The organism is Streptomyces sp. NPDC033174, from assembly GCF_055577795.1.
On sequence record NZ_JBVIPQ010000006.1, the window covers coordinates 67,242 to 89,808 of the forward strand.

Below are 22,567 nucleotides of genomic sequence, written 5' to 3' on the forward strand. Positions count from 1 at the left end.
CGTCACCGCCGGGCGCGCTCACGCCTCCTCCCGCATCGGGACGCGCACGCCCTTCTCGTCCGCGACCGACTCGGCGATGTCGTAGCCCGCGTCCACGTGGCGGATCACGCCCATGCCCGGGTCGTTCGTCAGCACGCGGCGGATCTTCTCGCCCGCGAGCTTCGTGCCGTCGGCGACCGTGACCTGGCCCGCGTGGATGGAGCGGCCCATGCCGACACCGCCGCCGTGGTGGATCGAGACCCAGGAGGCGCCGGAGGCGACGTTCACCATGGCGTTGAGCAGCGGCCAGTCGGCGATGGCGTCGGAGCCGTCGAGCATGGCCTCGGTCTCGCGGTACGGGGAGGCCACCGAGCCGCAGTCGAGGTGGTCGCGGCCGATGGCGAGCGGTGCAGCGAGTTCGCCGGACGCCACCATGTCGTTGAAGCGCTCGCCCGCGCGGTCGCGCTCGCCGTAACCGAGCCAGCAGATGCGGGCGGGCAGGCCCTGGAAGTGGACGCGCTCGCCGGCCATCTTGATCCAGCGGTGCAGGGACTCGTTCTCGGGGAAGAGCTCCAGCATCGCCTTGTCGGTCTTGTGGATGTCGGACGCCTCGCCCGACAGGGCCGCCCAGCGGAAGGGGCCCTTGCCCTCGCAGAACAGCGGCCGGATGTAGGCGGGCACGAAGCCGGGGAAGGCGAACGCCCGGTCGTAGCCGGCCAGCTGGGCCTCGCCGCGGATCGAGTTGCCGTAGTCGAAGACCTCGGCGCCGGCGTCCATGAAGCCGACCATCGCCTCGACGTGCTTGGCCATGGACTCCCGCGCGCGCTGCGTGAAGTCGGCGGGCTTCTCGGCCGCGTACGACTGCATGTCGCCGAAGTCGACGCCGATCGGCAGGTACGAGAGCGGGTCGTGGGCGCTCGTCTGGTCGGTCACGATGTCGATGGGGGCGCCCTCGGCCAGCATGCGCGGGAGCAGCTCGGCGGCGTTGCCGAGGAGGCCGATGGAGAGCGGCTTACGGGCATCGCGGGCCTCGACGGCGAGCTGGAGCGCGTGCTCGACGGAGTTCGCGCGGACGTCCAGGTAGCGGTGCTCGATGCGGCGCTCGATGGCGCGCGGGTCGACGTCGACGCAGATGGCGACGCCGTCGTTCATGGTCACGGCGAGCGGCTGGGCGCCGCCCATGCCGCCGAGGCCGGCGGTGAGGGTGATCGTCCCTGCGAGCGTGCCGCCGAACTTCTTGGCGGCGACGGCGGCGAACGTCTCGTACGTGCCCTGGAGGATGCCCTGGGTGCCGATGTAGATCCAGGAGCCGGCCGTCATCTGGCCGTACATGGTCAGGCCGAGCTGCTCCAGGCGGCGGAACTCCTCCCAGTTCGCCCAGTCGCCGACCAGGTTGGAGTTGGCGATGAGGACGCGCGGGGCCCATTCGTGGGTCTGCATGACGCCGACCGGGCGGCCGGACTGGACGAGCATCGTCTCGTCCTGCTTCAGGGTGCGCAGGGTGCGGACCATGGCGTCGTAGGAGCGCCAGTCGCGGGCGGCCTTGCCGGTGCCGCCGTAGACGACGAGCTTGTCGGGGTGCTCGGCGACCTCGGGGTCGAGGTTGTTCTGCAGCATCCGCAGGGCGGCTTCCTGCTGCCATCCCAGGGCACTCAGTTCCGTACCGCGCGAGGCCCGTACGGGGCGGGGTCCTGACATGGCGATGCCTCCTTCATGGAAGTCCGGCGAGGGAAGTCCAACGATGTTGGTTTCTACTTATTCACATCCTGACGTGCTGAATAGTTGTAGTCAACAGCTGCGGGGCGGCCCCTCGGATGATTGGCTGACCCACATGGCTTCCGACCGTCGCGACAAGGCCGTGCACGCGGCCGTCGAACAAGGACTCCTCACCGAATCCGAGCCCGTGGCCGCTCTCCTGGACGTGGCCGGTATCCGCTCCTCGGCCGCCGCCCTCACCGAGGCGTTCGCCCGCGTCACCGACGCCCCGGTCCTGCACGCCTTCGCCGCGAAGGCCTGTCCCCTCGTCCCCGTCCTGCGGCTGCTGTACGAAGCGGGGCTCGGCGCCGAGGTCGCGAGCCCGGGCGAGCTCGCCCTGGCCCGCGCCGCCGGTGTGCCGCCGTCCCACACGGTCCTGGACTCGCCCGCCAAGACCCCCGCCGAGCTGCGCCAGGCCCTGGCCCTCGGGATCGCCGTCAACGCCGACAATCCGCAGGAGCTCGACCGGCTCGACGCCCTGCTCGCCGCCGCCCCCAGCGCCTCGCCCATCGGCCTGCGCGTCAACCCGCAGATCGGCCGGGGCAGGATCGACGCCCTGTCCACCGCCACGGCGACCTCCAAGTTCGGGGTGGCCCTGCGCGACGAGGGCGCCCGCGACCGGGTCGTCCGGACCTTCCTCGACCGGCCCTGGCTGACCCGGCTGCACACCCACTCCGGCTCCCAGGGCGTCCCACTCGCACTGATGGCCGAGGGCGTCCAGTCCGTCCACGCCCTCGCCGAGGAGATCAACAGGGCCGCCGGCCGGCAGCAGGTCGACACCGTCGACATCGGCGGCGGACTGCCGGTGAACTTCGCCTCCGACGAGGAGACACCGACCTACGCCGAGTACGCCGACCTGCTCCGGCGGACCGTGCCCGGTCTCTTCGACGGCCGGTACGCCCTGGTCACCGAATTCGGCCGGTCCCTGCTGGCCAAGCACGGCACGATCCTCGCCCGCGTGGAGTACGCCAAGACCTCCGGCTCACGCCCGATCGCGATCACCCACGCCGGCGTCCAGATCGCCACCCGTACCGTCCACGACCCCCTCTCCTGGCCCCTGCGGATCGCCGCGTACGACGCGAAGGGGCTGCCCAAGGACGGCCCCGAGGTCGTCCAGGACGTGGCCGGGCCGGCGTGCTTCGCGGGTGACCTGCTGGCCGCCGGGCGCGCGCTGCCCCTGCTGGAGCAGGGCGACGTGATCGCCGCGCTGGACACCGGCGCGTACTACTTCTCCAGTCACTACGGCTACAACAGCCTGCCCCGCCTCGGTGTGCACGGCTTCACCACCGGCCCCGAGGACGACATCCGCTTCACGACCGTACGGACGCCCCAGAGCCTCGACCAGATCGTCGCGGAGTCCGGAGGCGCCCACCCGGAGGCGCTGCTCGGGCCCTGACCACGGGCGGGCGCACGCAGGTGGCGCCGCGGTGCGCGGCGAGGAGTGGCCCCGGGGCGTCAGGACGGCGCCCTCACTCCACGAACAGGCCCCGGGCCGCCGCACCCGCGTCGAAGTCCTCCAGACGCGCCTGGGCGTCCGGCAGGTCGTCGCACATCGCCTCCAGCAGCACCCGGCCGAGCAGCATCGGCGCGCACGCCGTGTCGAAGGCGAGCCCCGTGCCGACCGCCGCCGGAATCAGGAGATCGCTGTGACGGGCGACGGGCGCGAACGCCGAGTCGGCGACGGTCACCACCGTCAGCCCGGCCGACCTGGCGTACTCCAGGGCCTCCACGACCTCCTTCGGGTGGCGTGGCAGGGCGAAGCACAGCAGCGCCGACGCCCCCGCCCGGACGGCCGCGTCGATGCGGTCGGTGAGCATCGTGCCGCCCTCGTCGAGGAGGCGTACGTCCGGATGGACCTTGGCGGCGAAGTACGCGAAGCCGCGCGCCTGCGAGGAGGCCGCGCGCAGCCCGAGCACCGGCAGCGGCCGGGACGCGGCGAGCAGTCGGCCGGCGCGCTCCACCGGCGCGGGGTCGGCGAGGAGGTCGGCGAGATGCCGGAGATTCTCGATCTCCGCCTGGACCGCCTGCTGGTACTCGTTGACCGTGGCGCCCTCGGCGGCGGGCTCGGCGGGCACGACGTCCCGCAGATGCTTGCGCAGCGCCGGATAGCCGTCGAAGCCCAGCGCGACGGCGAAGCGGGTGACGGAGGGCTGGCTGACCCCCGCGAGGTCGGCCAGCTCGACACTGGACAGGAACGGCACGTCACCGGCCCGGCGCACCATGCAGTGCGCGATCCGGCGCTGCGTCGGTGTCAGCCGGTGTCCCTCGAACAGCTCCTGGAGCCGCCCGTCCGGGCTGTCGTTCATGCCGTCCCCCTTTTGCCTATTCAGTCCCCTCAAACTCTGCATGACGATATGCAGCCGGGCAAGGAGAGTCCGGGACGAGAGACGGCCGACGGGCAAGAGGGGGGTTACCCCCACTGACACGGCCCTCGCCGCTCCCTACCGTTGCGGGCATGGAACCCCGCGACACCGAGCTGAAGGCCGAGCTCGACGCCACCCTCCACGCCCGCCGTGAGCTGGGCACGGAGTACGAGTCCGCGCTGATCGAGTCCTTCCTGGAGAAGGTCGAGCAGCGGCTGGACGCCACGGTCGACCGCCGCGTACGGCGTCAGCTGGCCGAGCAGCAGATCGTGGTCGCACGCGGCGGCCGGCCCGCCCGCGCCGGCGGTGAGAACTTCGGCGAGCGCTACGGCTTCGGGATCATCTCGCTGGTCCTCGCCGTCCCGCTCTCCGCCATCGCCGTCACCCAGGCGAATCTCGAGGGTCTGATCGTGGCCTGGGCCGGCATCGTCGGCGTCAACGCCGCGCACAGCTTCCGCGGGGCTATGCCTGCCAGGTGGGCAGGGCGACGATCTGACGAAGATTGATGTGCGCGGCGCGGCTCACCGTGTAGGCGACGAGGTCGGCGATCTCCTCGCTCGTCAGCATCGGCCGGGTGCCCAGCAGTTCGTCCAGCTGCCCGGAGAGCTCCGGGTTGTCGATGTGGTCGCGCAGTTCGGACTCGGTGAAGCCGGGCTCGATGTTGGTCACCCGTACGCCCCGGTGCCCGAACTCGCCGCGCAGCGCTTCCGACAGGTAGGTCAGCGCCGCCTTGCTCGCGCCGTACACGGCGTAGTTCGGGAAGGTGACGTGCGCGGCGATCGAGGAGATGTTGACGAGGTCGCCCGAGGTGGCGAGCAGGTCCCCGGTGAACGCCCGGATCAGCCGCAGCGCGCCCGTCACATTGGTGTCGAGCATCCGCTGCCACTCGTCGAGCCGGCCGTCGTCGACGGGGTTCGGGAGCATGACGCCGGCGGCGTTGACGACGATTCCGACCTGGCCGTACGCGGCGTGGACCCGCTCGACGGCCGCGTCCACCGAGGCGCCGTCGGTGACGTCGGCGGTGACGGCGAGCGCCCGGCCACCGTCGGCGGTGATCTTCTGCGCCAGTTCCTCCAGCCGCTCGGCGCGGCGGGCCAGCAGCGCCACCCGGGCGCCGTGGGCGGCGAGGAGCCGGGCGGTGGCGGCGCCCATGCCGCTGGCGGCTCCGGTGATGACGGCGGTGCGTCCGGCGAGGCTGTCGTAGCTCATGTCTGCTTCTCCTGTACGGGTCGTCCGCTTGACGTCCACCACTGTGCGAGCCCGGCAGCAGGCCACCCAGGGCTGTGCTTTTCCTGGGTCTGCCAGTACCAGGCACGGCCCCCGCGCCCTGGCCTAGGCTCGCCGCATGGACGGTGACCTCGGAGACTTCCTGCGCTCACGGCGTGCTCGCATCCAGCCGGAGGAGGTCGGCCTGACCTCGTACGGCAGGCGCCGGGTGCCGGGCCTCCGGCGCGAGGAGGTCGCCCAGCTCGCCGGGGTCAGCGTGGACTACTACATCCGCCTGGAGCAGGGCCGCGGGCCGTCGGTCTCGGACGCCGTACTGGACTCGATCGCCCGGGTGCTGCGGCTGGACGAGACGGAGACGGCGCATCTGCGGGACGTGGCACGGCCGGGGAAACGGACCGCGCGGACGCCCTCGCAGCGGGTGCGTCCCGGCCTGCGGCTGCTGCTCGACACGCTCGGGGCGGCGCCGGCGTTCGTCTTCGGCCGCCGGATGGACGTGCTCGCCTGGAACACCCTGGCCGACGCGCTGGCGGGGTACTCACGGATGGACCCGGCCGAGCGGAACGTACCGCGGCAGGTCTTCCTCGCCCCGGAAGCGGCCGACCTGTATCCCGAGTGGGAGGCGGTCGCGGCGGAGACGGTCGCGTATCTGCGCCTGGACGCGGGGCGGCACCCGGACGACAAGCGGCTGAGCGCGCTGGTGGGCGAGTTGTCGGTGAAGAGCGAGACGTTCCGCAGGCTGTGGGCGGACCACCAGGTCAAGGAGAAGACCCATGGCGTCAAGCGCGTCACGCACCCGGTGGTGGGCGAACTGTCGCTCCCGTACGAGTCGCTGACGCTCCCGGGCGACCCGGACCAGATCCTGGTCGTCTACACCCCGGAACCGAACTCCCCCACCATGGAGCGCCTGAGCCTGCTGGCGAGTTGGGCCTCCGCCCCCGCCGTCTGACGACCGCGGTGAGGGAGCCAAAGGGGCGCGACTGTGTCGAAAGGAAGAACGCGCGCAGGCCCCGAGGAACGAGGGGCCGAGCACGATCGCCCCTCGACACGGTCTCAGGCGCCCCGGCGGCGAACCGAGCCGCCAAAAGACAGGGCGGGGACCGCCGCACCCCCGTTGCCGGGGGCCGGGACGACGGCGGTCCCCGCGTGGGACACGGGCCCGGGTCAGGGCCGGTCTCCGCGTCCGCGGCGTCGCTAGGAGGTCCGGGAGCCGCTCCGGTTGTCCGTGACGCCGACATCCCTCAATGTGCCGGACGCGTGTTAAGCGGGTGCTGCGGGTACGTGTCGCGCTCGTACCGATTGCGCGAACCCCGGCCGGCCGCGGCGCCCGCGCCGCAACCGGCCCCGACCTGCGGCTACTTCGCGCCGTCCTTCGCCAGGAAGGCGAGCAGGTCCTGACGGCTCACCACTCCGGTGGGCTTGCCCTCGACGAGCACGATCGCGGCGTCGGCCTCGCCGAGCACGGACATCAGGTCGGCGACGGGCTCGCCGGAGCCGACCTGCGGCAGCGGCGCGCTCATGTGCTTGTCGAGCGGGTCCCCCAGGGAGGCGCGCTGGGTGAACAGCGCGTCCAGCAGCTCGCGTTCGACGACCGAGCCGATGACCTCGGCCGCCATGACGTCGGGGTGGCCGGCGCCGGGCTTGACGATCGGCATCTGGGAGACGCCGTACTCGCGCAGGACCTCGATGGCCTGACCGACCGTCTCCTCCGGGTGCATGTGGACCAGGGAGGGCATGGAGCCCTCCTTGTGGCGCAGCACGTCGGCGACGGTGGCGGAGCCGGTCTCCTCCAGGAAGCCGTAGTCGGCCATCCACTCGTCGTTGAAGATCTTGGAGAGGTAGCCGCGGCCGCTGTCGGGGAGCAGGACCACGACGACGTCGTCCGGGCCGAGGCCTTCGGCGACGCGCAGGGCGGCGACGACGGCCATGCCGCAGGAGCCGCCGACGAGGAGGCCCTCCTCCTTGGCGAGGCGGCGGGTCATCTGGAAGGAGTCCTTGTCGGACACGGCGACGATCTCGTCGGTGACGCTCGCGTCGTAGGCGGTGGGCCAGAAGTCCTCACCGACGCCCTCGACGAGGTACGGCCGGCCGGAGCCGCCGGAGTAGACCGAGCCCTCGGGGTCGGCGCCGACGATCCGGACCTTGCCGCCGCTGACCTCCTTCAGGTAGCGGCCGGTGCCGGAAATGGTGCCGCCGGTACCGACGCCTGCGACGAAATGGGTGATCTTTCCGTCAGTCTGCTCCCAGAGCTCGGGACCGGTGGTCTCGTAGTGCGAACGGGGGTTGTTCGGGTTCGAGTACTGGTCGGGCTTCCAGGCACCGGGGGTCTCACGGACCAGCCGGTCGGACACGTTGTAGTACGAGTCGGGGTGCTCGGGGTCGACGGCCGTGGGGCAGACGACGACCTCGGCGCCATAGGCCCGCAGGACGTTGATCTTGTCCGTCGAGACCTTGTCGGGGCAGACGAAGATGCACTTGTAGCCCTTCTGCTGGGCCACGATGGCGAGGCCGACGCCGGTGTTCCCGGACGTGGGCTCGACGATCGTGCCGCCGGGCTTGAGGGCGCCGCTCTGCTCGGCGGCCTCGATCATGCGCACGGCGATCCGGTCCTTGACCGAGCCGCCCGGGTTGAAGTACTCGACCTTGGCCAGGACGGTCGCCTGGATGCCCGCGGTCACACTGTTGAGCTTCACCAGCGGGGTGTTGCCGACGAGGCTGATCATCGAGTCGTGGAATTGCACCGTAATCTCCGGGGTCTCCGTAATGGTGCAGCCAGCGTATGCGTAGTCGGATGCGGTTACGGGGCAGTTAGCTCTTGTATGGCCTGGAGGAGGTGGCGGCCCCTATGTCGAGGGCGAGGGTGGCGCGGCGGATCGCGGCGGGCGCGGCGTACGGCGGCGGGAGCATCGGCCTGCTGGGCGCGGCGGCGGTCGGCGTGCTGCTGGCCGAGGTGCAGCTGGCGAAACGGTCGGTGGGCGGTGGGGTGGCTCCGCTCCCGCCCGGCGCGGACGGTCTGTACGGCACGGATTTCGGGCCCGCGGAACCTCTTCGGCTGGTCCTGTTGGGTGATTCGACGGCAGCGGGCCAGGGGGTACGCCGGGCGGGCCACACACCGGGCGCTCTGCTGGCGTCGGGACTGGCGGCGGTGGCGGAGCGCCCGGTGGATCTGCGGAACGTGGCGCTTCCGGGCGCACGCTCGGACGATCTCGAGCGGCAGGTGTCCCTGCTGCTCGCGGCGCCCTGGCGGCCGGACGTGTGCGTGATCATGATCGGCGCGAACGACGTGACGCACCGGATGCAGGCGACGGAGTCGGTGCGGTACCTCGCGGCGGCGGTGCGGCGGCTGCGGACGGCGGGGGCGGAGGTGGTGGTCGGTACGTGCCCTGATCTGGGCACCATCGAGCCGGTCTACCAGCCGCTGCGCTGGCTGGCGCGCCGGGCGTCTCGCCAGCTGGCGGCGGCGCAGACGATCGTGGTGGTGGAGCAGGGCGGGCGGACGGTGTCACTGGGGGACCTGCTGGGTCCCGAGTTCGCGGCGAACCCCCGCGAGATGTTCGGCGCGGACAACTACCACCCGTCGGCGGAGGGCTATGCCACGGCGGCGATGGCGGTCCTTCCGACGCTCTGCGCGGTCCTGGGCCTGTGGCCCGAGTCGGACCGGCTGGACGCGGACCGTCACGAGGGCATGCTGCCGGTGGCGAAGGCGGCGGCCGAGGCGGTCAAGGAGCCCGGTACGGAGGTCACCGGCGCCCGCGCCCCGTGGGCTCTGCTGAAGCACCGTCGCAGGCGGCGTCTGCCGGCGCCCGCCGAGCCGGCTCCTTCGGAGGCGCACAGGTCGTGACCCCGGACGGGGCGGGGTACCGCCCGCCCCGTCCCGCCCGACTGAGCGCCCGCTTAGAAAAGAGGCCCGCATCACACGCCCACCCCGGTGACCAACGGGATACGTACGGGTAACTTCCCACTCAGTCCTGCCTCTTTCCGAGACCTCCCCAGGAGCCCCCGATGCCCGAAGCCGTGATCGTGTCCACCGCCCGCTCCCCCATCGGCCGGGCCTTCAAGGGCTCCCTGAAGGACGTCCGCCCCGACGATCTGACCGCCACGATCATTCAGGCCGCGCTCGCGAAGGTGCCCGAGCTGGACCCGCGCGACATCGACGACCTGATGCTCGGCTGCGGCCTTCCCGGAGGCGAGCAGGGCCACAACCTCGGCCGTATCGTCGCCGTGCAGATGGGCATGGACCACCTGCCGGGCTGCACGATCACCCGTTACTGTTCCTCCTCGCTCCAGACCTCGCGGATGGCGCTGCACGCCATCAAGGCGGGCGAGGGCGACGTCTTCATCTCCGCCGGTGTCGAGATGGTGTCCCGTTCGGTCAAGGGCAACTCCGACAGCCTTCCGGACACCCACAACCCCCTTTTCGCGGACGCCGAGGCGCGTACGGCCGCCGTGGCCCAGTCCGAGGGCGCTTCGTGGCACGACCCGCGCGAGGACGGCCTGATCCCGGACGCGTACATCGCGATGGGCCAGACCGCCGAGAACCTGGCCCGCGTCAAGGGCGTCACCCGTCAGGACATGGACGAGTTCGGCGTACGGTCCCAGAACCTCGCCGAGCAGGCGATCAAGAACGGTTTCTGGGAGCGCGAGATCACCCCGGTGACGACCCCGGACGGCACGGTCGTCTCCCAGGACGACGGCCCGCGTGCCGGCGTGACGGTCGAGGGCATCTCCGGCCTCAAGCCCGTCTTCCGCCCCGACGGCCTCGTCACCGCCGGCAACTGCTGCCCGCTGAACGACGGCGCCGCCGCGCTCGTGATCATGTCCGACACCAAGGCGCGGGAGCTCGGCCTGACCCCGCTCGCCCGGATCGTGTCGACCGGCGTCACCGGCCTGTCCCCCGAGATCATGGGCCTGGGCCCGGTGGAGGCCTCCAAGCAGGCCCTCAAGCGCGCGGGTCTCACCGTGGACGACATCGACCTGTTCGAGATCAACGAGGCCTTCGCGGCCCAGGTGATCCCGTCGTACCGCGACCTGAACATCCCGCTCGACAAGCTGAACGTCAACGGCGGCGCGATCGCGGTGGGCCACCCCTTCGGCATGACGGGCGCCCGCATCACCGGCACGCTGATCAACAGCCTCCAGTTCCACGACAAGCAGTTCGGCCTGGAGACGATGTGCGTGGGCGGCGGCCAGGGCATGGCCATGGTCATCGAGCGGCTGAGCTGAGGCGCAGCGGAGGGGTAGGGGTCGCCCGAGGAACGAGGGCGGCACCTGCCCGCAGCGGAGTCGAAGCTCAGCGCGAGCAAAGAATCGAGCGGCTGAGCTGAGGCGCAGCGGAGGGTAGGGGTCGCCCGAGGAACGAGGGCGGCACCTGCCCGCAGCGGAGCCGAAGCTCAGCGCGAGCAAAGAATCGAGCGGCTGAGCTGAGGCGCAGCGGAGGGTAGGGGTCGCCCGAGGAACGAGGGCGGCACCTGCCCGCAGCGGAGTCGAAGCTCAGCGCGAGCAAAGAATCGAGCGGCTGAGCTGACGCGGCGCTCGCCGGGTCGAAGCTGAGGCCCGGCGCCGGCTCGGGTGGCCGGGGCCCCTGGCCGCGGGACGCCCCCGCCAACCGTCCCGCGTCCCAGCCGTGACCGAATCTCCCCCAGGATGTGACCTACGTCCCGGGGGAGAGTTGTTTTCGCAGGTCACAGTGGCTACGGCACTAAACACCAGGCACAAATACCTGTCCAATTCGTGACGTAATGCACTGACAGCTGGCACCACCTCACGACAAGCTGAGGTAGGAAGTCGGGGGATCGAACGGAACCGGGAGTATGTCAGTGAGCGCCATGCCTCTTGCCCTGCTGCTGACCACGGCCGCTGCCACGGCCGTGGGCGCCGCTGCCCTGCACGCCGCCCACGGGCTGCGCAAGCAGGTCGCCGCCCTGCGCACCGAGCTGTCCGCCGCCGGAACGAACGGCCGCGGCGCCACCGTGCCGCACGCCCGCAGCGCCACCCCGGCCGACGAGATCCGTGCCGCGGTCGCCGAAGCACTCGCCGAGGAGCGCGAGCGCGAACTGGCCGAGGCGCGCGCCTTCTGGGCCGCGCAGGAGGCGAGGGACGCCGCCGACGCCCCGTCCGTGCTCGGCGGGCTCGGTGGACCCGGTGGCCCCGGCGACGACGGCTCGTTCTTCGTCCCGCGCCAGGCCGACTTCGCCGGCCTCGAGGCGCTGGGCCTGGAGTCGATGGACCTGGACGCGGGCCGCCTGGACGACTTCGCCGAGCTGGCGGAGCTGGCCGAGCTCGCCGACCTGGCGGACCAGCCCGAGGTCGCCGAGTACGCGGAGTTCGCCGAGGACTCCCCGGAGCTGGCCGCCGCCCGCCGCCGTCACCCCTCGCACCCCGACTTCGTCCCCGTCCAGACACCGGTCGTCACCGACCACGAGCGCACCGTGGCGCGCCTGGAGGAGCTGGCGGAGACAGGGACCGCGCTGGCGGACGTACGGCCCGGCCCGCTCGGCACGCTCGATGTGTACGTCTTCGCCGACGGCACGACGCTCTGCATGACCCCGGGGCACAGGGAGACGGCCGAGCGCCTCGCGGAGGCCCTGCGCGCGGGCCACAGCCCGGTGCTTCTGGGCGGCTCCGGTGTCTCCGGCGCGTACGCCCTGACGTTCTCCTGCGGCGGCTTCTCCGAGAACGGCGACGACAACGTCTACATCCTCGCCGACCGCGTCATAGCATCCCTCTGAGGTCCCCGGGCCCCGGGAAGCTCCCCGGAGGGCCCTGAGGGGGCCTTGGGGGCCTTCTACAGCCCGGCCCGCCGCGCCGCCTCCCGTACCGACCTCACGGCCTCGTCCAGCTCCTCGGGGGAGCCCGGCGGGGCCGTTCGCAGAATCTCCACCAGATCGTTTCCGGCGACCACGAGTTGGTCCGCGACGGCGAAGATCCCGGCGTCGGGCATGGTCCGCGGCGCCGTTCCCGGCTCCTCGAGCCGCTGGGCCCGCAGCGCCAACTCCCTCGCCAGAGCCAGTCCTTCGGCGGCGGCGCCCCGCTGGAGCCGGCTCTGCGGCGCGGCCCTCAGCCGGTCGGCGAACCGCTCGACGGCGGCCGTCAGTTCACTCGTATCAAGCACCGTGCGACCCTACGCGCCGCCCCGGGCCTGTTGCCAACGGGCGAACGCTCAGGCACGGTGACGTGAAGGAGCACACGCAATACGCGTCCGGAGGCGCCGATGTCCCATGTCTTCTCCGAAGAAACCCATCGCAACCTGCTCTCCCGCATCCCCCATTGCACCGGTCGTGAAGTGTCCGACTGGCTCCGCACCGTCGAGGAAGGACCCTCTCTCTTCCGCTTCGAGGAGAAGGTCAGCTGGCTCCGGGGCGAGCACAACCTCGCGTACGGCCACGCCAAGGCGATCATCCACGAGTACGACCTGAGGCGAGCCGCCAGGAAGCTGCTCTAGACCCCGAAGGGACGCGAAGGGCCCGCCCGGCGGAAGCCGGACGGGCCCTTCCTTCGCGCGCCGACGCGCGCGGACGTTCTAGTCGTCGCCGCTGAAGATCGCGACGAGTCGCAGCATCTCCAGGTAGATCCACACCAGCGACATCGTCAGACCGAACGCCGCCAGCCAGGACTCCTCACGGGGAGCGCCGTAGTTGACGCCGTCCTCGATCTGCTTGAAGTCCAGGGTGAGGAAGAAGCAGCCGATCAGGATCGCCAGGATGCCGACGATGGCACCGAGCGGGCCGAAGCTGCGCAGACCGCCGTCGTCGGCGACGCCGAAGACCACGAGCAGCAGGTTGACGGCCATCACGACGATGAACGCCAGGGCGATGGTCATGCCGATCCGGGCGTACCGGGCGGTGACCCGGATCCAGCGCTGCTTGTACATGAGCAGCGTGGCGCCGCTGACGGCCATGGTGCCGAGAACCGCCTGGAAGGGGGCGCCGGACCAGGCGGTGTTGTACATCTCGCTGATCACGCCGAGGAAGACACCCTCGAACGCGGCGTAGCCGATGATCAGCGCGGGCGACGGCGTCCGCTTGAAGGACTGGACGATCGCCAGGACGAACGCCACCAGGGCCGCGCCGATGGCCAGGCCGTAGCTGGTCGGAGAGACCGGCAGGAGCGCCCAGGCGAGCACGGCGCCGACGACGACGGTGCCCAGGGTCATGGCGGTACGCGAGACGACGTCGTCCATCGTCATGGCGTTGGTGCGGACCGGCGCGGGAGCGCCGTACTGCGTGTCCTGCGGCGCGTACGGGTTCGCGTACGGGTTGGCGGTGCCCTGCGCGTAGGGGTTGGTTCCAACGGCGGGGCCCCCGGCCTGCGGCTGCTGCGCGTTGAAGCCGGCGTAGCCGTTGTCGCGGCTGAACCCCCGTCGCGAGAAGACCGGGTTGCTGCTCCTCATCTCACTCCTCCATGGCCGCGCTGCGCGGCCTTGCGTCAAGAGTAATGCGGAAGCAAAGGAATCTTCCTAGTGCTCGGGGAGGATCTTTCCGCGATCGTGACCCTCAAACGGAGACGCCGGGTGGCAGCCTGTGGCGCGGCAGCCACGGTGCGTGTGCGCGCCTGCTCGGATTGGTGCCCGGAACCGGACTCGAACCGGTACGCCCGCGAGGGCAGCGAGGTTTAAGCTCGCCGTGTCTGCATTCCACCATCCGGGCGTGGCGCGCGGCTCTGCGTTGGCACATTGAGCCTATCGGGACGCATCGCCCGATCAGCGGAACACTGGCCCGATGTTGTCTTATTTTATTGACGCCTGAGGGTATGTCAGCGCAGGTCGAGTGCGTTCTCCCGAAGCCTGACAGGGCTCGCAGCCGCAAAGATGTGCGTGGGGGAATGACGGAAAGTCGCCGCCCTCAGGGTCGCCGTCATCCCAAAGGAGGAGGGGCGGGCCCCCCGGTCCGACTCCAGGCTGCCCCAGGAACGGGTATGCGGACGGACGACCCGGCTCGATGCGGACATGACGATGGAGTGGTCCCGCAGAACAGCGCAGCGCCCCCTTGAAGCGCGGCACCCCGTTAAGGAGCCCCCCTCGTGACGACCACCTCCACCGCTCACCGCGCCACCGCGGTGGCCGCCCGTGCCATGGATCTGTCCAAGGTCTACGGACAGGGCGAGACCCAGGTGGTCGCCCTCGACCGGGTCACCGTCGACTTCCGCCAGGGAGAGTTCACCGCGATCATGGGCCCCTCGGGCTCCGGCAAGTCGACGCTGATGCACTGCGTCGCCGGCCTGGACAGCTTCAGCAGCGGCTCCGTACGCATCGGTGAGACCGAGCTCGGCACGCTGAAGGACAAGCAGCTCACGCAGCTGCGCCGGGACAAGATCGGCTTCATCTTCCAGGCGTTCAACCTGCTGCCGACGCTGACCGCCCTGGAGAACATCACGCTCCCCATGGACATCGCGGGACGCAAGCCCGACAAGCAGTGGGTGGAGCGGGTCATCGACATGATCGGTCTGTCCGGGCGGCTCAGCCACCGGCCCGCGCAGCTCTCCGGCGGTCAGCAGCAGCGCGTCGCCGTGGCCCGTGCGCTGGCCTCCCGCCCAGAGATCATCTTCGGTGACGAGCCGACCGGAAACCTGGACTCCCGCTCCGGCGCCGAGGTGCTGGGCTTCCTGCGCAATTCCGTACGCGAACTGGGCCAGACCGTCGTCATGGTGACCCACGACCCGGTGGCCGCCTCCTACGCCGACCGCGTGATCTTCCTCGCCGACGGCCGCATCGTCGACGAGATGCTCAGCCCCACCGCCGACGGCGTCCTCGACCGGATGAAGGCCTTCGACGCCAAGGGCCGCACCAGCTGACCCCGGCCGGCTGATCCGCGCCGCCGGCCTCCGGCCGGCGTGACGGCCCCTCTCGACCTTCCTCCGGAAACCACCTCAGGACACAGACCTCATGTTCCGTACCGCCCTGCGCAATGTGCTCGCGCACAAGGCCAGGCTGCTGATGACCATCCTCGCCGTCATGCTCGGCGTGGCCTTCGTCTCCGGCACCCTGGTGTTCACCGACACCCTGTCCAACGCCTTCCGCAACCAGTCGGCCAAGAGCTACGACAACGTCGCGGTCGCCGTCACCTCGACCGCGAACGAGAACGACCCCAAGCAGCCCCCGGGCCTCTCCGAGCAGGTCCGCCGGAAGATCGCCGGGATCGACGGCGTCGAGTCGGCCACCGGCCGGGTGAGCGGCTTCGCCGGCGTCCCCGACAAGGACGGCAAGCTGATCGGGGTCGGCTGGTCCAACAAGGGCACCAACTTCAGCCCCGGCCAGAACGCCAAGGACCCCGCCTACGACTTCACCGACGGCTCCGGCCCGGTGAAGGACGGTCAGATCGCCCTGGACAGGGAAACCGCGTCCAAGGGCGGCTACAAGGTCGGCGACACCGTACGGGTCGCCACCAACGGGCCGGTCAAGGAGTACGAGCTGGCCGGTGTCTTCACCACCCAGGACGGCGCCGTCAACGCCGGCGGCAGCCTGGTCCTCTTCGACACCGACGTCGCCCAGAAGCTGTACGTGAAGCCGGGCTACTTCCAGGAGATCTCGGTGGTCGCCGCCCCCGGCGCCTCCGCCGACGCGATCCTGGACAAGGTCGAGGCGGTCATCCCCAAGGAGGCCGAGGCCCAGACGGGCCAGGTCCTCGCCGACGAGCAGGCCGAGATGATCGAGAGCGGCCTCGGCAACCTCAAGCAGGTGCTGCTGGGCTTCGCGGGCATCGCGCTCTTCGTCGGCATCTTCCTGATCTCCAACACCTTCACGATGCTGGTCGCGCAGCGCACCAAGGAGCTGGCGCTGATGCGCGCCGTCGGCGCCTCGCGCAAGCAGATCACCCGCTCGGTGCTGGCCGAGGCCGCGCTGGTCGGCCTGGTCGCCTCGGCCGTCGGCTTCGCCCTGGGCGTGGGCCTCGCGATCGGACTGCGCTCCGGGATGTCCGCGTTCGGCATGAAGGTCCCGGACGGGCCTCTGATCCTCTCCGCCACCCCGGTGATCGCCGCGCTCGCCGTCGGTGTCCTGATCACGATGCTCGCCGCCTGGCTGCCCGGCCGCCGCGCCGCGAAGATCCCGCCGGTGGCCGCCATGAGCAGCGTGCACGCGGTGGCCACCACCAAGTCCCTGGTGCTGCGCAACTCCATCGGCGGGGCCATCACCGCGCTCGGCGCGGTGGGCATCGTGCTCGGCGCCGGTTCCGGCGGCGACACCGGCCGTGTGATCATCGGCGCGGGCGCGTTCTTCACGCTCATCGGTGTGATCATCCTGATTCCCCTGCTGTCCCGCCCGGTCATCGCGCTGGTCCGGCCGCTGCTCGCGGGCTTCGGGGTGGCGGGCAAGCTGGCCGGCCAGAACGCGGTCCGCAATCCGCGCCGCACCGGAGCCACCGCTTCCGCGCTGGCCATCGGCCTCACCCTGGTCACCGGCCTGTCGGTGCTCGGCGCCACGGTCGGCACGGCACTGGACAAGATGACCACCGACCAGATCAAGGCCGACTACATGGTCACCATGGCCAGTGGCATGGGCATGGACCAGTCGGCGCTGACCGCGCTGGAGAAGGCGCCGGGCGTCACCGCGGTGTCGCCGCAGCAGTCCGGCTACTTCCAGATCAAGGGCGACTTCAGTTCGGCCTCCGGTGTCACCCCGGGTGACATCGAGAAGGTCATGAACCTCAAGGTCCGCGACGGCAGCCTGGCCACGCTCGCCGAGGGGCGGATCGCGGTCGCCGACTCCACGGCCGACAAGCAGGGCTGGAAGGTCGGCGACACCCTGCCGGTCACGTACAACGACGACAAGAAGGGCACTCTGAAGGTCGGCGCGATCTTCGAGGAGAGCGAGTTCCTCTCCCCCGTCGTAGTCGACGCGAAGGTCCTCAACGCACACGAGGTCAAGCCGTACATCCCGCAGATCTTCGTGGCGATGGACGGTGGCGAGTCCGCCGCCAACGAGAAGGCCGTCGCCAAGGCGCTGGGTGACAGCCCGGCGATCACCGTCCTCGACCAGCAGGACATCAAGGACACCTACGGCGGTGCCATCAACATGCTGCTGAACATCATGTACGGGCTGCTGGCGATGGCCCTGCTCATCGCGGTCCTCGGGGTCGTCAACACCCTCGCCATGTCGGTGTTCGAGCGCCAGCAGGAGATCGGCATGCTGCGGGCGATCGGTCTGGACCGCCGGCGGGTGAAGCGGATGGTCCGTCTGGAGGCCGTGGTCATCTCGCTCTTCGGCGCGGTGGTCGGCATCGGCCTGGGCTCGTTCCTGGGCTGGGCGATCGGCCAGACCTTCAAGGACAGCCTGCCGGGGTACGCGCTGGTCCTGCCCTGGGACCGGATCGGCGTCTTCCTGCTCCTCGCCGGGCTGGTGGGCGTCCTGGCCGCCATGTGGCCGGCCCGCAGCGCCGCGAAGCTGAACATGCTGAACGCGATCAAGGCCGAGTAGGCAGGGCGCCGCGGTGTCGGCGTAGACACGGACGAAGGGCCGGGCTCCCCCACGGGGGTCCGGCCCTTCGCCGCTGTCAGCCCGTCAGGACTCGTTCCAGGCGCGGGGGCGCAGGGGCAGCCCGGACGCCCCGGACTCGGGGGTCCGTACGGCCAGGACCTGGTTCACGCCGATCCGGTTGCGCTCGAAGGCGAGCGCGGAGGCGGCCATGTAGAGCCGCCAGATCCGTGCCCGGCCGGGCGAGGTCAGCCGGACCGCCTCCTTCCAGTGCGCCTCCAGGTTGGCGACCCACTGGCGCAGGGTGAGCGCGTAGTGCTCCCGCAGGACATCGACGTCGCGCACCTCCATGCCGGCCTCCTCCAGGGTGGCGACGGTCCGGCCGAGGGGGGCGAGTTCGCCGTCGGGGAAGACGTACGCGTCGATGAACTCGTCCACCTCGTACGCCTCCTCGTTCTTCTCGGGGCGGCGCGCGATCTGGTGGTTGAGCAGCCGGCCGCCCGGCTTCAGCAGAGCGAAGAGCGTGTCGGCGTACTCGCGGTAGCGGACGGCCCCGACGTGTTCGGCCATCCCGATCGAGGAAATGGCGTCGAACGGCCCGTCCCTGACGTCCCGGTAGTCCTGAACCCGGATCTCGACCCGGTCGGTCAGCCCCTCGTCGGCGATCCGCTTGCGGGCGTAGGCGGCCTGCTCGCGGGAGAGGGTGACCCCGACGACCTCGGCTCCGTACTCCCTGGCCGCGTGCATCGCCATGGAGCCCCAGCCGCAGCCGACGTCCAGGAGCCGGTCGCCCGCCTTCAGCCCGAGCTTGCGGCAGATCAGGTCGAGCTTGTCGCGCTGCGCGTCCTCGAGTGTGCCGCCCTCACTCCAGTAGGCGCACGAGTAGACCATCGACGGGCCGAGGACCAGCTCGTAGAAGTCGTTGCCCACGTCGTAGTGGTGACTGATCGCCTCCTTGTCGCGCCGCTTGGTGTGCAGCGGGCCGGAGCGCCTGCGCATCTCCTCCGCCGGCGGCGCGGGCGGCGGCCAGGGGCCCGCCAGCTTCACGAGCGCCGCGGCGGCGGCCCGGAGTCTGGGGTCCCGTACGGCGTGGATGCCGCCCTTCGCGTCCGTCTCGCGCTCCCAGAGGATTCCGGCGAGCCGGTCCAGGGCCTCGTACAGATCGCCCTCGACGTCGATCTCACCGGCGACCCAGGCCCGCGCGAGGCCGAGTTCCCCCGGTTTCCACAGCAGACGGCGCAGCGCCCGGCGCTGGTTGATCATGAGGACGGGGCCGTCGGCGGGGCCCGCTTCGCTGCCGTCCCAGGCGCGCAGACGTACCGGGAGCGGCGCTCCCAACAGATCCTCGGCAAGAGTGGTCAGCCGCAGCGCGGCGTCGGCCATGGTGCACACCTCCGTGATGTCGTGCCCCAGAAATGCTCGTCACCATGTGAACACCGTCAGTAGGCGAATTCAGTCCCGCCGTCGCGCAACAAGTCGGCAAAACACGCGAAGGGCCGTCCGCACCACGGATGGCGGACGGCCCTTGCGGGGGTATTGCGGGGTACTGCCGTACTACTGGCTCAGCCGGGGCTCAGGAGGCCTTGGCCTTCTCCGGGGCCGACTTGGTCGCGGGCGCCGGGGCCGGCTTGGCGGCCTCGTAGAACTCCTCGCGCGGCGTCTCGATGGCGCCGAGCGAAACGACCTCGCGCTTGAGGAACATCGCGAGGGTCCAGTCGGCGAGGACGCGGATCTTGCGGTTCCAGGTGGGCACGGCCAGACCGTGGTAGCCACGGTGCATGTACCAGGCGAGACGGCCCTTGAGCTTGATCTTCATCTTGCCCATGACGATCATCGCGACGCCCTTGTGCAGGCCGAGACCGGCGACCGCACCCTTGTTGGCGTGGCTGTAGTCCTTCTGCGGGAAGCCGCGCATCCCGGAGATGACGTTGTCGCCGAGGACCTTGGCCTGGCGCAGCGCGTGCTGGGCGTTCGGCGGGCACCAGGCGTTCTCGACGCCGGCCTTGCGGGCGGCGATGTCCGGGACCTGGGCGTTGTCGCCGGCGGCCCAGATGTAGTCGGTGCCCTGCACCTGCAGCTTCTCGGACGTGTCCACGTGACCGCGGGGGCCGAGCGGCAGGCCGTAGCGGGCCAGCGCCGGGTTGGGCTTCACGCCGGCGGTCCACACGATGGTGTTGGAGTCGACCTCGAGGCCGTTGTTCAGCACCACGTGGCCGTCGACGCAGGAGTCCATGCCGGTCTTGAGGTAGACCTCGATGCCCCGGCTCTCGAGGTGCTCCTTGCCCCACTTGCCGAGCTCGGGCCCGACCTCGGGGAGGATCTTGTCGGCCACGTCGACCAGCAGGAAGCGCATGTCCTCGCGGCTGACGCTGCTGTAGTACTTGGCCGCGTCGCGGGCCAGGTCCTCGACCTCACCGATGGTCTCCGCGCCGGCGAAGCCGCCGCCCACGAAGACGAAGGTCAGCGCCTTGCGGCGGACGTCCTCATCGGTCGTCGAGTCGGCCTTGTCGAGCTGCTCGAGAACGTGGTTGCGCAGCCCGATGGCCTCCTCGATGCCCTTCATGCCGATGCCCTGCTCGGCGAGGCCGGGGATCGGGAAGGTGCGGGAGACCGCGCCGAGCGCGATGACCAGGTAGTCGAAGGGCAGCTCGTAGGCCTCGCCGACGAGCGGCGCGACCGTGGCGACCTTGCGGTCCTGATCGATGGTCGTGACCCGACCGGTGAGCACCTCGGCCTTGGGCAGGACGCGTCGCAGCGGTACGACGACGTGCCTCGGCGAGATGCTGCCGGCGGCAGCTTCGGGGAGGAAGGGCTGGTACGTCATGTACGAGCGCGGGTCGACGACCGTGACGGTCGCTTCCGCATAACGCATCTTCTTGAGAATGCGTCGTGCTGCGTACAGGCCTACGTACCCACCGCCTACTACGAGGATCCTGGGACGCTCCGTGGTGCTCATGCCATCGAGTATCCACCCCCCTCGGAGGGGTCGCTCGTGCGCCCCTTCACAAGCTCCTTGGGTACCTCTGCTACACTCCGCCGCCCACGTGACCGAGGTCATGGCGTGGCGAAGGAACCAGGGTGTATCGGGGGACGTTGCTCACCCCTTGTGAGCTGGCCCAGAGAGCCGTTCGCAACGCTGGACCACCGCTTCGGTTCACCTCCCCGAAACACCCCAAGACCCGTGCGTCAGAAGCGCGGAAGGGCCCCGAGAGTGCGCCCAGGGGGTCCACAACCCCTCTTCGGCGGCCCTCAGAGCCCTTTTCCTTGTGAAGAACTTCACGAACTTCCCCGACGGATTGTCGTCCCAGGGGCCTCCGGGCCCCCTGAGACGATGGTTCGGCCCCCGTCAGGCGATGGAAAACGCGATCCCGTCGAGGATGTCGTGCTCGCTGACCACCACGTTCGGGGCTCCCGTGCGTTCCATGACGGCGAGCAGCACCAGCGCGCCCGCGGCGATGACATCGACCCGCCCCGGGTGGATGACGGGGATCGCCACCCGCTCCTGGTGGGTCGAGGCGAGCAGCCGCCCGGCCACCTCGGCGACCTGGTCGCGGGAGATCGTGGAGCGGTGGATCGCGGCGGAGTCGTACTCCTTCAGCCCCAGCGCGATCGCGGCGACCGTGGTCACCGACCCGGCGAGCCCGACGAGGGTGCGCGGTCCGCGCAGCGGCACGGTCTCCTCGGCCAGATCCAGGGCGGCCTCGACGTCGGCGCGGATCGCGGCGATCTCGGCTGCCGTCGGCGGGTCGTTGCGGATGTGCCGCTCGGTCAGCCGTACGCAGCCGATGTCGACGGAACGCGCCGCCGCCACGTGCTCGTTGCCCACCACGAACTCGGTCGAGCCACCGCCGATGTCGACGACGAGGTGCTCGCCCTCGTCCCCGGCCAGCTCCTTGGTGGCACCGGTGAAGGAGAACTCGGCCTCCTGGTCGCCGCTGATGACCTCGGGCTCGACACCCAGGATCTCCACCACACCGCGGACGAAGTCGTCGCGGTTCTCGGCGTCGCGGGAGGCGGAGGTGGCCACGAACCGGAGCCGCTCGGCTCCCAGTTCCTTGATGACGGCCGCGTACTCACGGCAGGCGGCGAAGGTGCGCTCCAGCGCCTCGGGCGCGAGCCGGCCCGTCTTGTCGACGCCCTGGCCGAGCCGGACGATGGTCATCCGCCGGTCCAGGTCGACGATCCCGCCCGTCTCCGGGTGGACGTCGGCGACCAGCAGCCGGATGGAGTTCGTACCGCAGTCGATGGCCGCGACCCGGGTCATGCGGTGGCCTCCTTGTCGCCGCAGGGCATCACGCACGGACCCTTGGCCCACCACTCGGGCAGCATCGCGAGGGCCTCGTCGCCCAGCGGGTTCACCCCGGGACCGGCCGCCAGCGAGTGACCGACCAGCACATGCAGACACTTCACCCGGTCCGGCATACCGCCGGCGCTCGGGAAGCCCTCCAGGACCTCGATGGCGTCACGGCGCGCGATGTAGTCCTCGTGCGCGGCGCGGTAGGCGGCGGCCAGCTCGGGATCGCTCTGAAGACGCTCGGACATCTCCTTCATCACGCCGTTCGCCTCCAGCGTGCCGATCGCCGAAGCGGCCCGGGGGCACGTCAGGTAGTACGTCGTCGGGAACGGAGTGCCGTCCGGGAGCCGGGGGGCGGTCTCCACCACATCGGGGTTGCCGCAGGGGCAGCGGTGCGCGATTGCGCGCAGGCCGCGCGGCGGGCGGCCGAGCTGCTCCTTGAAGGCTGCGACGTCCGCCTCGGTCGGCTCGGTGCGTTCGGTCTGCGGAGGGGGCGTTTCCATGCCTGCGTCTGTCTTCTCGTCGAAAGTGGGCTCGAAGGGGCGT

The 22,567-nt window shown here is 70.7% G+C and carries 19 protein-coding genes and 1 tRNA gene; 9 read left to right on the forward strand and 11 right to left on the reverse strand.

From position 1 onward, the window contains the following. Positions 1-18: 18 nt before the first annotated feature. Positions 19-1,677 (reverse strand): urocanate hydratase, encoded by a 1,659-nt coding sequence (hutU, locus tag ACZ5VC_RS20110; protein WP_469121379.1) that lies wholly within the window; start codon positions 1,675-1,677, stop codon positions 19-21. Between the two features lie 133 nt (positions 1,678-1,810). Between hutU and ACZ5VC_RS20115 the strand changes: the two genes are divergently transcribed. After that, positions 1,811-3,130 carry a type III PLP-dependent enzyme domain-containing protein gene (locus ACZ5VC_RS20115; protein WP_469121380.1) on the forward strand — a complete coding sequence of 440 codons (1,320 nt, stop codon included), beginning with the start codon at positions 1,811-1,813 and terminating at the stop codon, positions 3,128-3,130. A 73-nt stretch (positions 3,131-3,203) separates the two neighbouring features. Here the strand turns inward: ACZ5VC_RS20115 and ACZ5VC_RS20120 are convergent, their stop codons facing one another. Further along, complete coding sequence (locus ACZ5VC_RS20120; protein WP_469121381.1) at positions 3,204-4,040, reverse strand: MurR/RpiR family transcriptional regulator; 837 nt, start codon at positions 4,038-4,040, stop codon at positions 3,204-3,206. Positions 4,041-4,189: 149 nt separating this feature from the next. On the opposite strand from ACZ5VC_RS20120, the gene ACZ5VC_RS20125 reads away from it, so the two are divergent. Then, on the forward strand, positions 4,190-4,603 hold the full coding sequence (locus tag ACZ5VC_RS20125) for a hypothetical protein (RefSeq protein WP_469121382.1): 414 nt from the start codon (positions 4,190-4,192) through the stop codon (positions 4,601-4,603). Here ACZ5VC_RS20125 and ACZ5VC_RS20130 read toward each other — a convergent pair. Continuing rightward, positions 4,560-5,306 carry an SDR family oxidoreductase gene (locus ACZ5VC_RS20130; protein WP_469121383.1) on the reverse strand — a complete coding sequence of 249 codons (747 nt, stop codon included), beginning with the start codon at positions 5,304-5,306 and terminating at the stop codon, positions 4,560-4,562. The genes ACZ5VC_RS20125 and ACZ5VC_RS20130 overlap by 44 nt on opposite strands. A gap of 136 nt (positions 5,307-5,442) precedes the next feature. Between ACZ5VC_RS20130 and ACZ5VC_RS20135 the strand changes: the two genes are divergently transcribed. Further along, the gene (locus ACZ5VC_RS20135; protein WP_469121384.1) at positions 5,443-6,270 is read left to right on the forward strand and encodes a helix-turn-helix transcriptional regulator; all 828 of its coding nucleotides are present in this window, start codon (positions 5,443-5,445) and stop codon (positions 6,268-6,270) included. Positions 6,271-6,676: 406 nt separating this feature from the next. Here the strand turns inward: ACZ5VC_RS20135 and ACZ5VC_RS20140 are convergent, their stop codons facing one another. After that, positions 6,677-8,062 carry a cystathionine beta-synthase gene (locus ACZ5VC_RS20140; protein ID WP_469121385.1) on the reverse strand — a complete coding sequence of 462 codons (1,386 nt, stop codon included), beginning with the start codon at positions 8,060-8,062 and terminating at the stop codon, positions 6,677-6,679. A 104-nt stretch (positions 8,063-8,166) separates the two neighbouring features. Here ACZ5VC_RS20140 and ACZ5VC_RS20145 point away from each other — a divergent pair, with 104 nt between their 5' ends. From ACZ5VC_RS20145 to ACZ5VC_RS20155, 3 genes are all read left to right on the forward strand, one after another. After that, positions 8,167-9,162 carry an SGNH/GDSL hydrolase family protein gene (locus ACZ5VC_RS20145; protein WP_469121386.1) on the forward strand — a complete coding sequence of 332 codons (996 nt, stop codon included), beginning with the start codon at positions 8,167-8,169 and terminating at the stop codon, positions 9,160-9,162. A gap of 161 nt (positions 9,163-9,323) precedes the next feature. Beyond that, on the forward strand, positions 9,324-10,544 hold the full coding sequence (locus ACZ5VC_RS20150; protein WP_469121387.1) for an acetyl-CoA C-acetyltransferase: 1,221 nt from the start codon (positions 9,324-9,326) through the stop codon (positions 10,542-10,544). Between the two features lie 587 nt (positions 10,545-11,131). After that, positions 11,132-12,049 (forward strand): hypothetical protein, encoded by a 918-nt coding sequence (locus ACZ5VC_RS20155; RefSeq protein WP_469121388.1) that lies wholly within the window; start codon positions 11,132-11,134, stop codon positions 12,047-12,049. Between the two features lie 56 nt (positions 12,050-12,105). Here ACZ5VC_RS20155 and ACZ5VC_RS20160 read toward each other — a convergent pair whose 3' ends face one another. Then, on the reverse strand, positions 12,106-12,432 hold the full coding sequence (locus ACZ5VC_RS20160; RefSeq protein WP_468710276.1) for a hypothetical protein: 327 nt from the start codon (positions 12,430-12,432) through the stop codon (positions 12,106-12,108). Positions 12,433-12,531: 99 nt separating this feature from the next. Between ACZ5VC_RS20160 and ACZ5VC_RS20165 the strand changes: the two genes are divergently transcribed. Then, on the forward strand, positions 12,532-12,762 hold the full coding sequence (locus tag ACZ5VC_RS20165) for a DUF4287 domain-containing protein (RefSeq protein WP_468710277.1): 231 nt from the start codon (positions 12,532-12,534) through the stop codon (positions 12,760-12,762). A 78-nt stretch (positions 12,763-12,840) separates the two neighbouring features. Here ACZ5VC_RS20165 and ACZ5VC_RS20170 read toward each other — a convergent pair whose 3' ends face one another. Beyond that, a complete protein-coding gene (locus tag ACZ5VC_RS20170; protein ID WP_469121389.1) occupies positions 12,841-13,710 on the reverse strand; it encodes a Bax inhibitor-1/YccA family protein in 870 nt (289 codons plus the stop codon). A gap of 171 nt (positions 13,711-13,881) precedes the next feature. After that, positions 13,882-13,966 (reverse strand) — tRNA-Leu (locus tag ACZ5VC_RS20175). Positions 13,967-14,339: 373 nt separating this feature from the next. Between ACZ5VC_RS20175 and ACZ5VC_RS20180 the strand changes: the two genes are divergently transcribed. Then, the gene (locus ACZ5VC_RS20180; RefSeq protein WP_468710282.1) at positions 14,340-15,110 is read left to right on the forward strand and encodes an ABC transporter ATP-binding protein; all 771 of its coding nucleotides are present in this window, start codon (positions 14,340-14,342) and stop codon (positions 15,108-15,110) included. A 91-nt stretch (positions 15,111-15,201) separates the two neighbouring features. Next, on the forward strand, positions 15,202-17,730 hold the full coding sequence (locus ACZ5VC_RS20185; RefSeq protein ID WP_469121390.1) for an ABC transporter permease: 2,529 nt from the start codon (positions 15,202-15,204) through the stop codon (positions 17,728-17,730). 84 nt (positions 17,731-17,814) lie between these two features. Here ACZ5VC_RS20185 and ACZ5VC_RS20190 read toward each other — a convergent pair whose 3' ends face one another. The 4 genes from ACZ5VC_RS20190 to ACZ5VC_RS20205 form a co-directional block, all read right to left on the reverse strand. Further along, positions 17,815-19,110: a class I SAM-dependent methyltransferase gene (locus ACZ5VC_RS20190; protein ID WP_469121391.1), complete on the reverse strand. Its 1,296-nt coding sequence runs from the start codon at positions 19,108-19,110 to the stop codon at positions 17,815-17,817. A 190-nt stretch (positions 19,111-19,300) separates the two neighbouring features. Next, positions 19,301-20,683: an NAD(P)/FAD-dependent oxidoreductase gene (locus ACZ5VC_RS20195; protein WP_469121392.1), complete on the reverse strand. Its 1,383-nt coding sequence runs from the start codon at positions 20,681-20,683 to the stop codon at positions 19,301-19,303. 390 nt (positions 20,684-21,073) lie between these two features. Beyond that, entirely contained in the window at positions 21,074-21,991 is a 918-nt protein-coding gene (locus tag ACZ5VC_RS20200; RefSeq protein WP_469121393.1) for a Ppx/GppA phosphatase family protein, read from the reverse strand. Continuing rightward, complete coding sequence (locus ACZ5VC_RS20205) at positions 21,988-22,524, reverse strand: DUF501 domain-containing protein (protein ID WP_469121394.1); 537 nt, start codon at positions 22,522-22,524, stop codon at positions 21,988-21,990. The genes ACZ5VC_RS20200 and ACZ5VC_RS20205 overlap by 4 nt, the downstream gene beginning before the upstream one ends. Positions 22,525-22,567 lie beyond the last annotated feature (43 nt).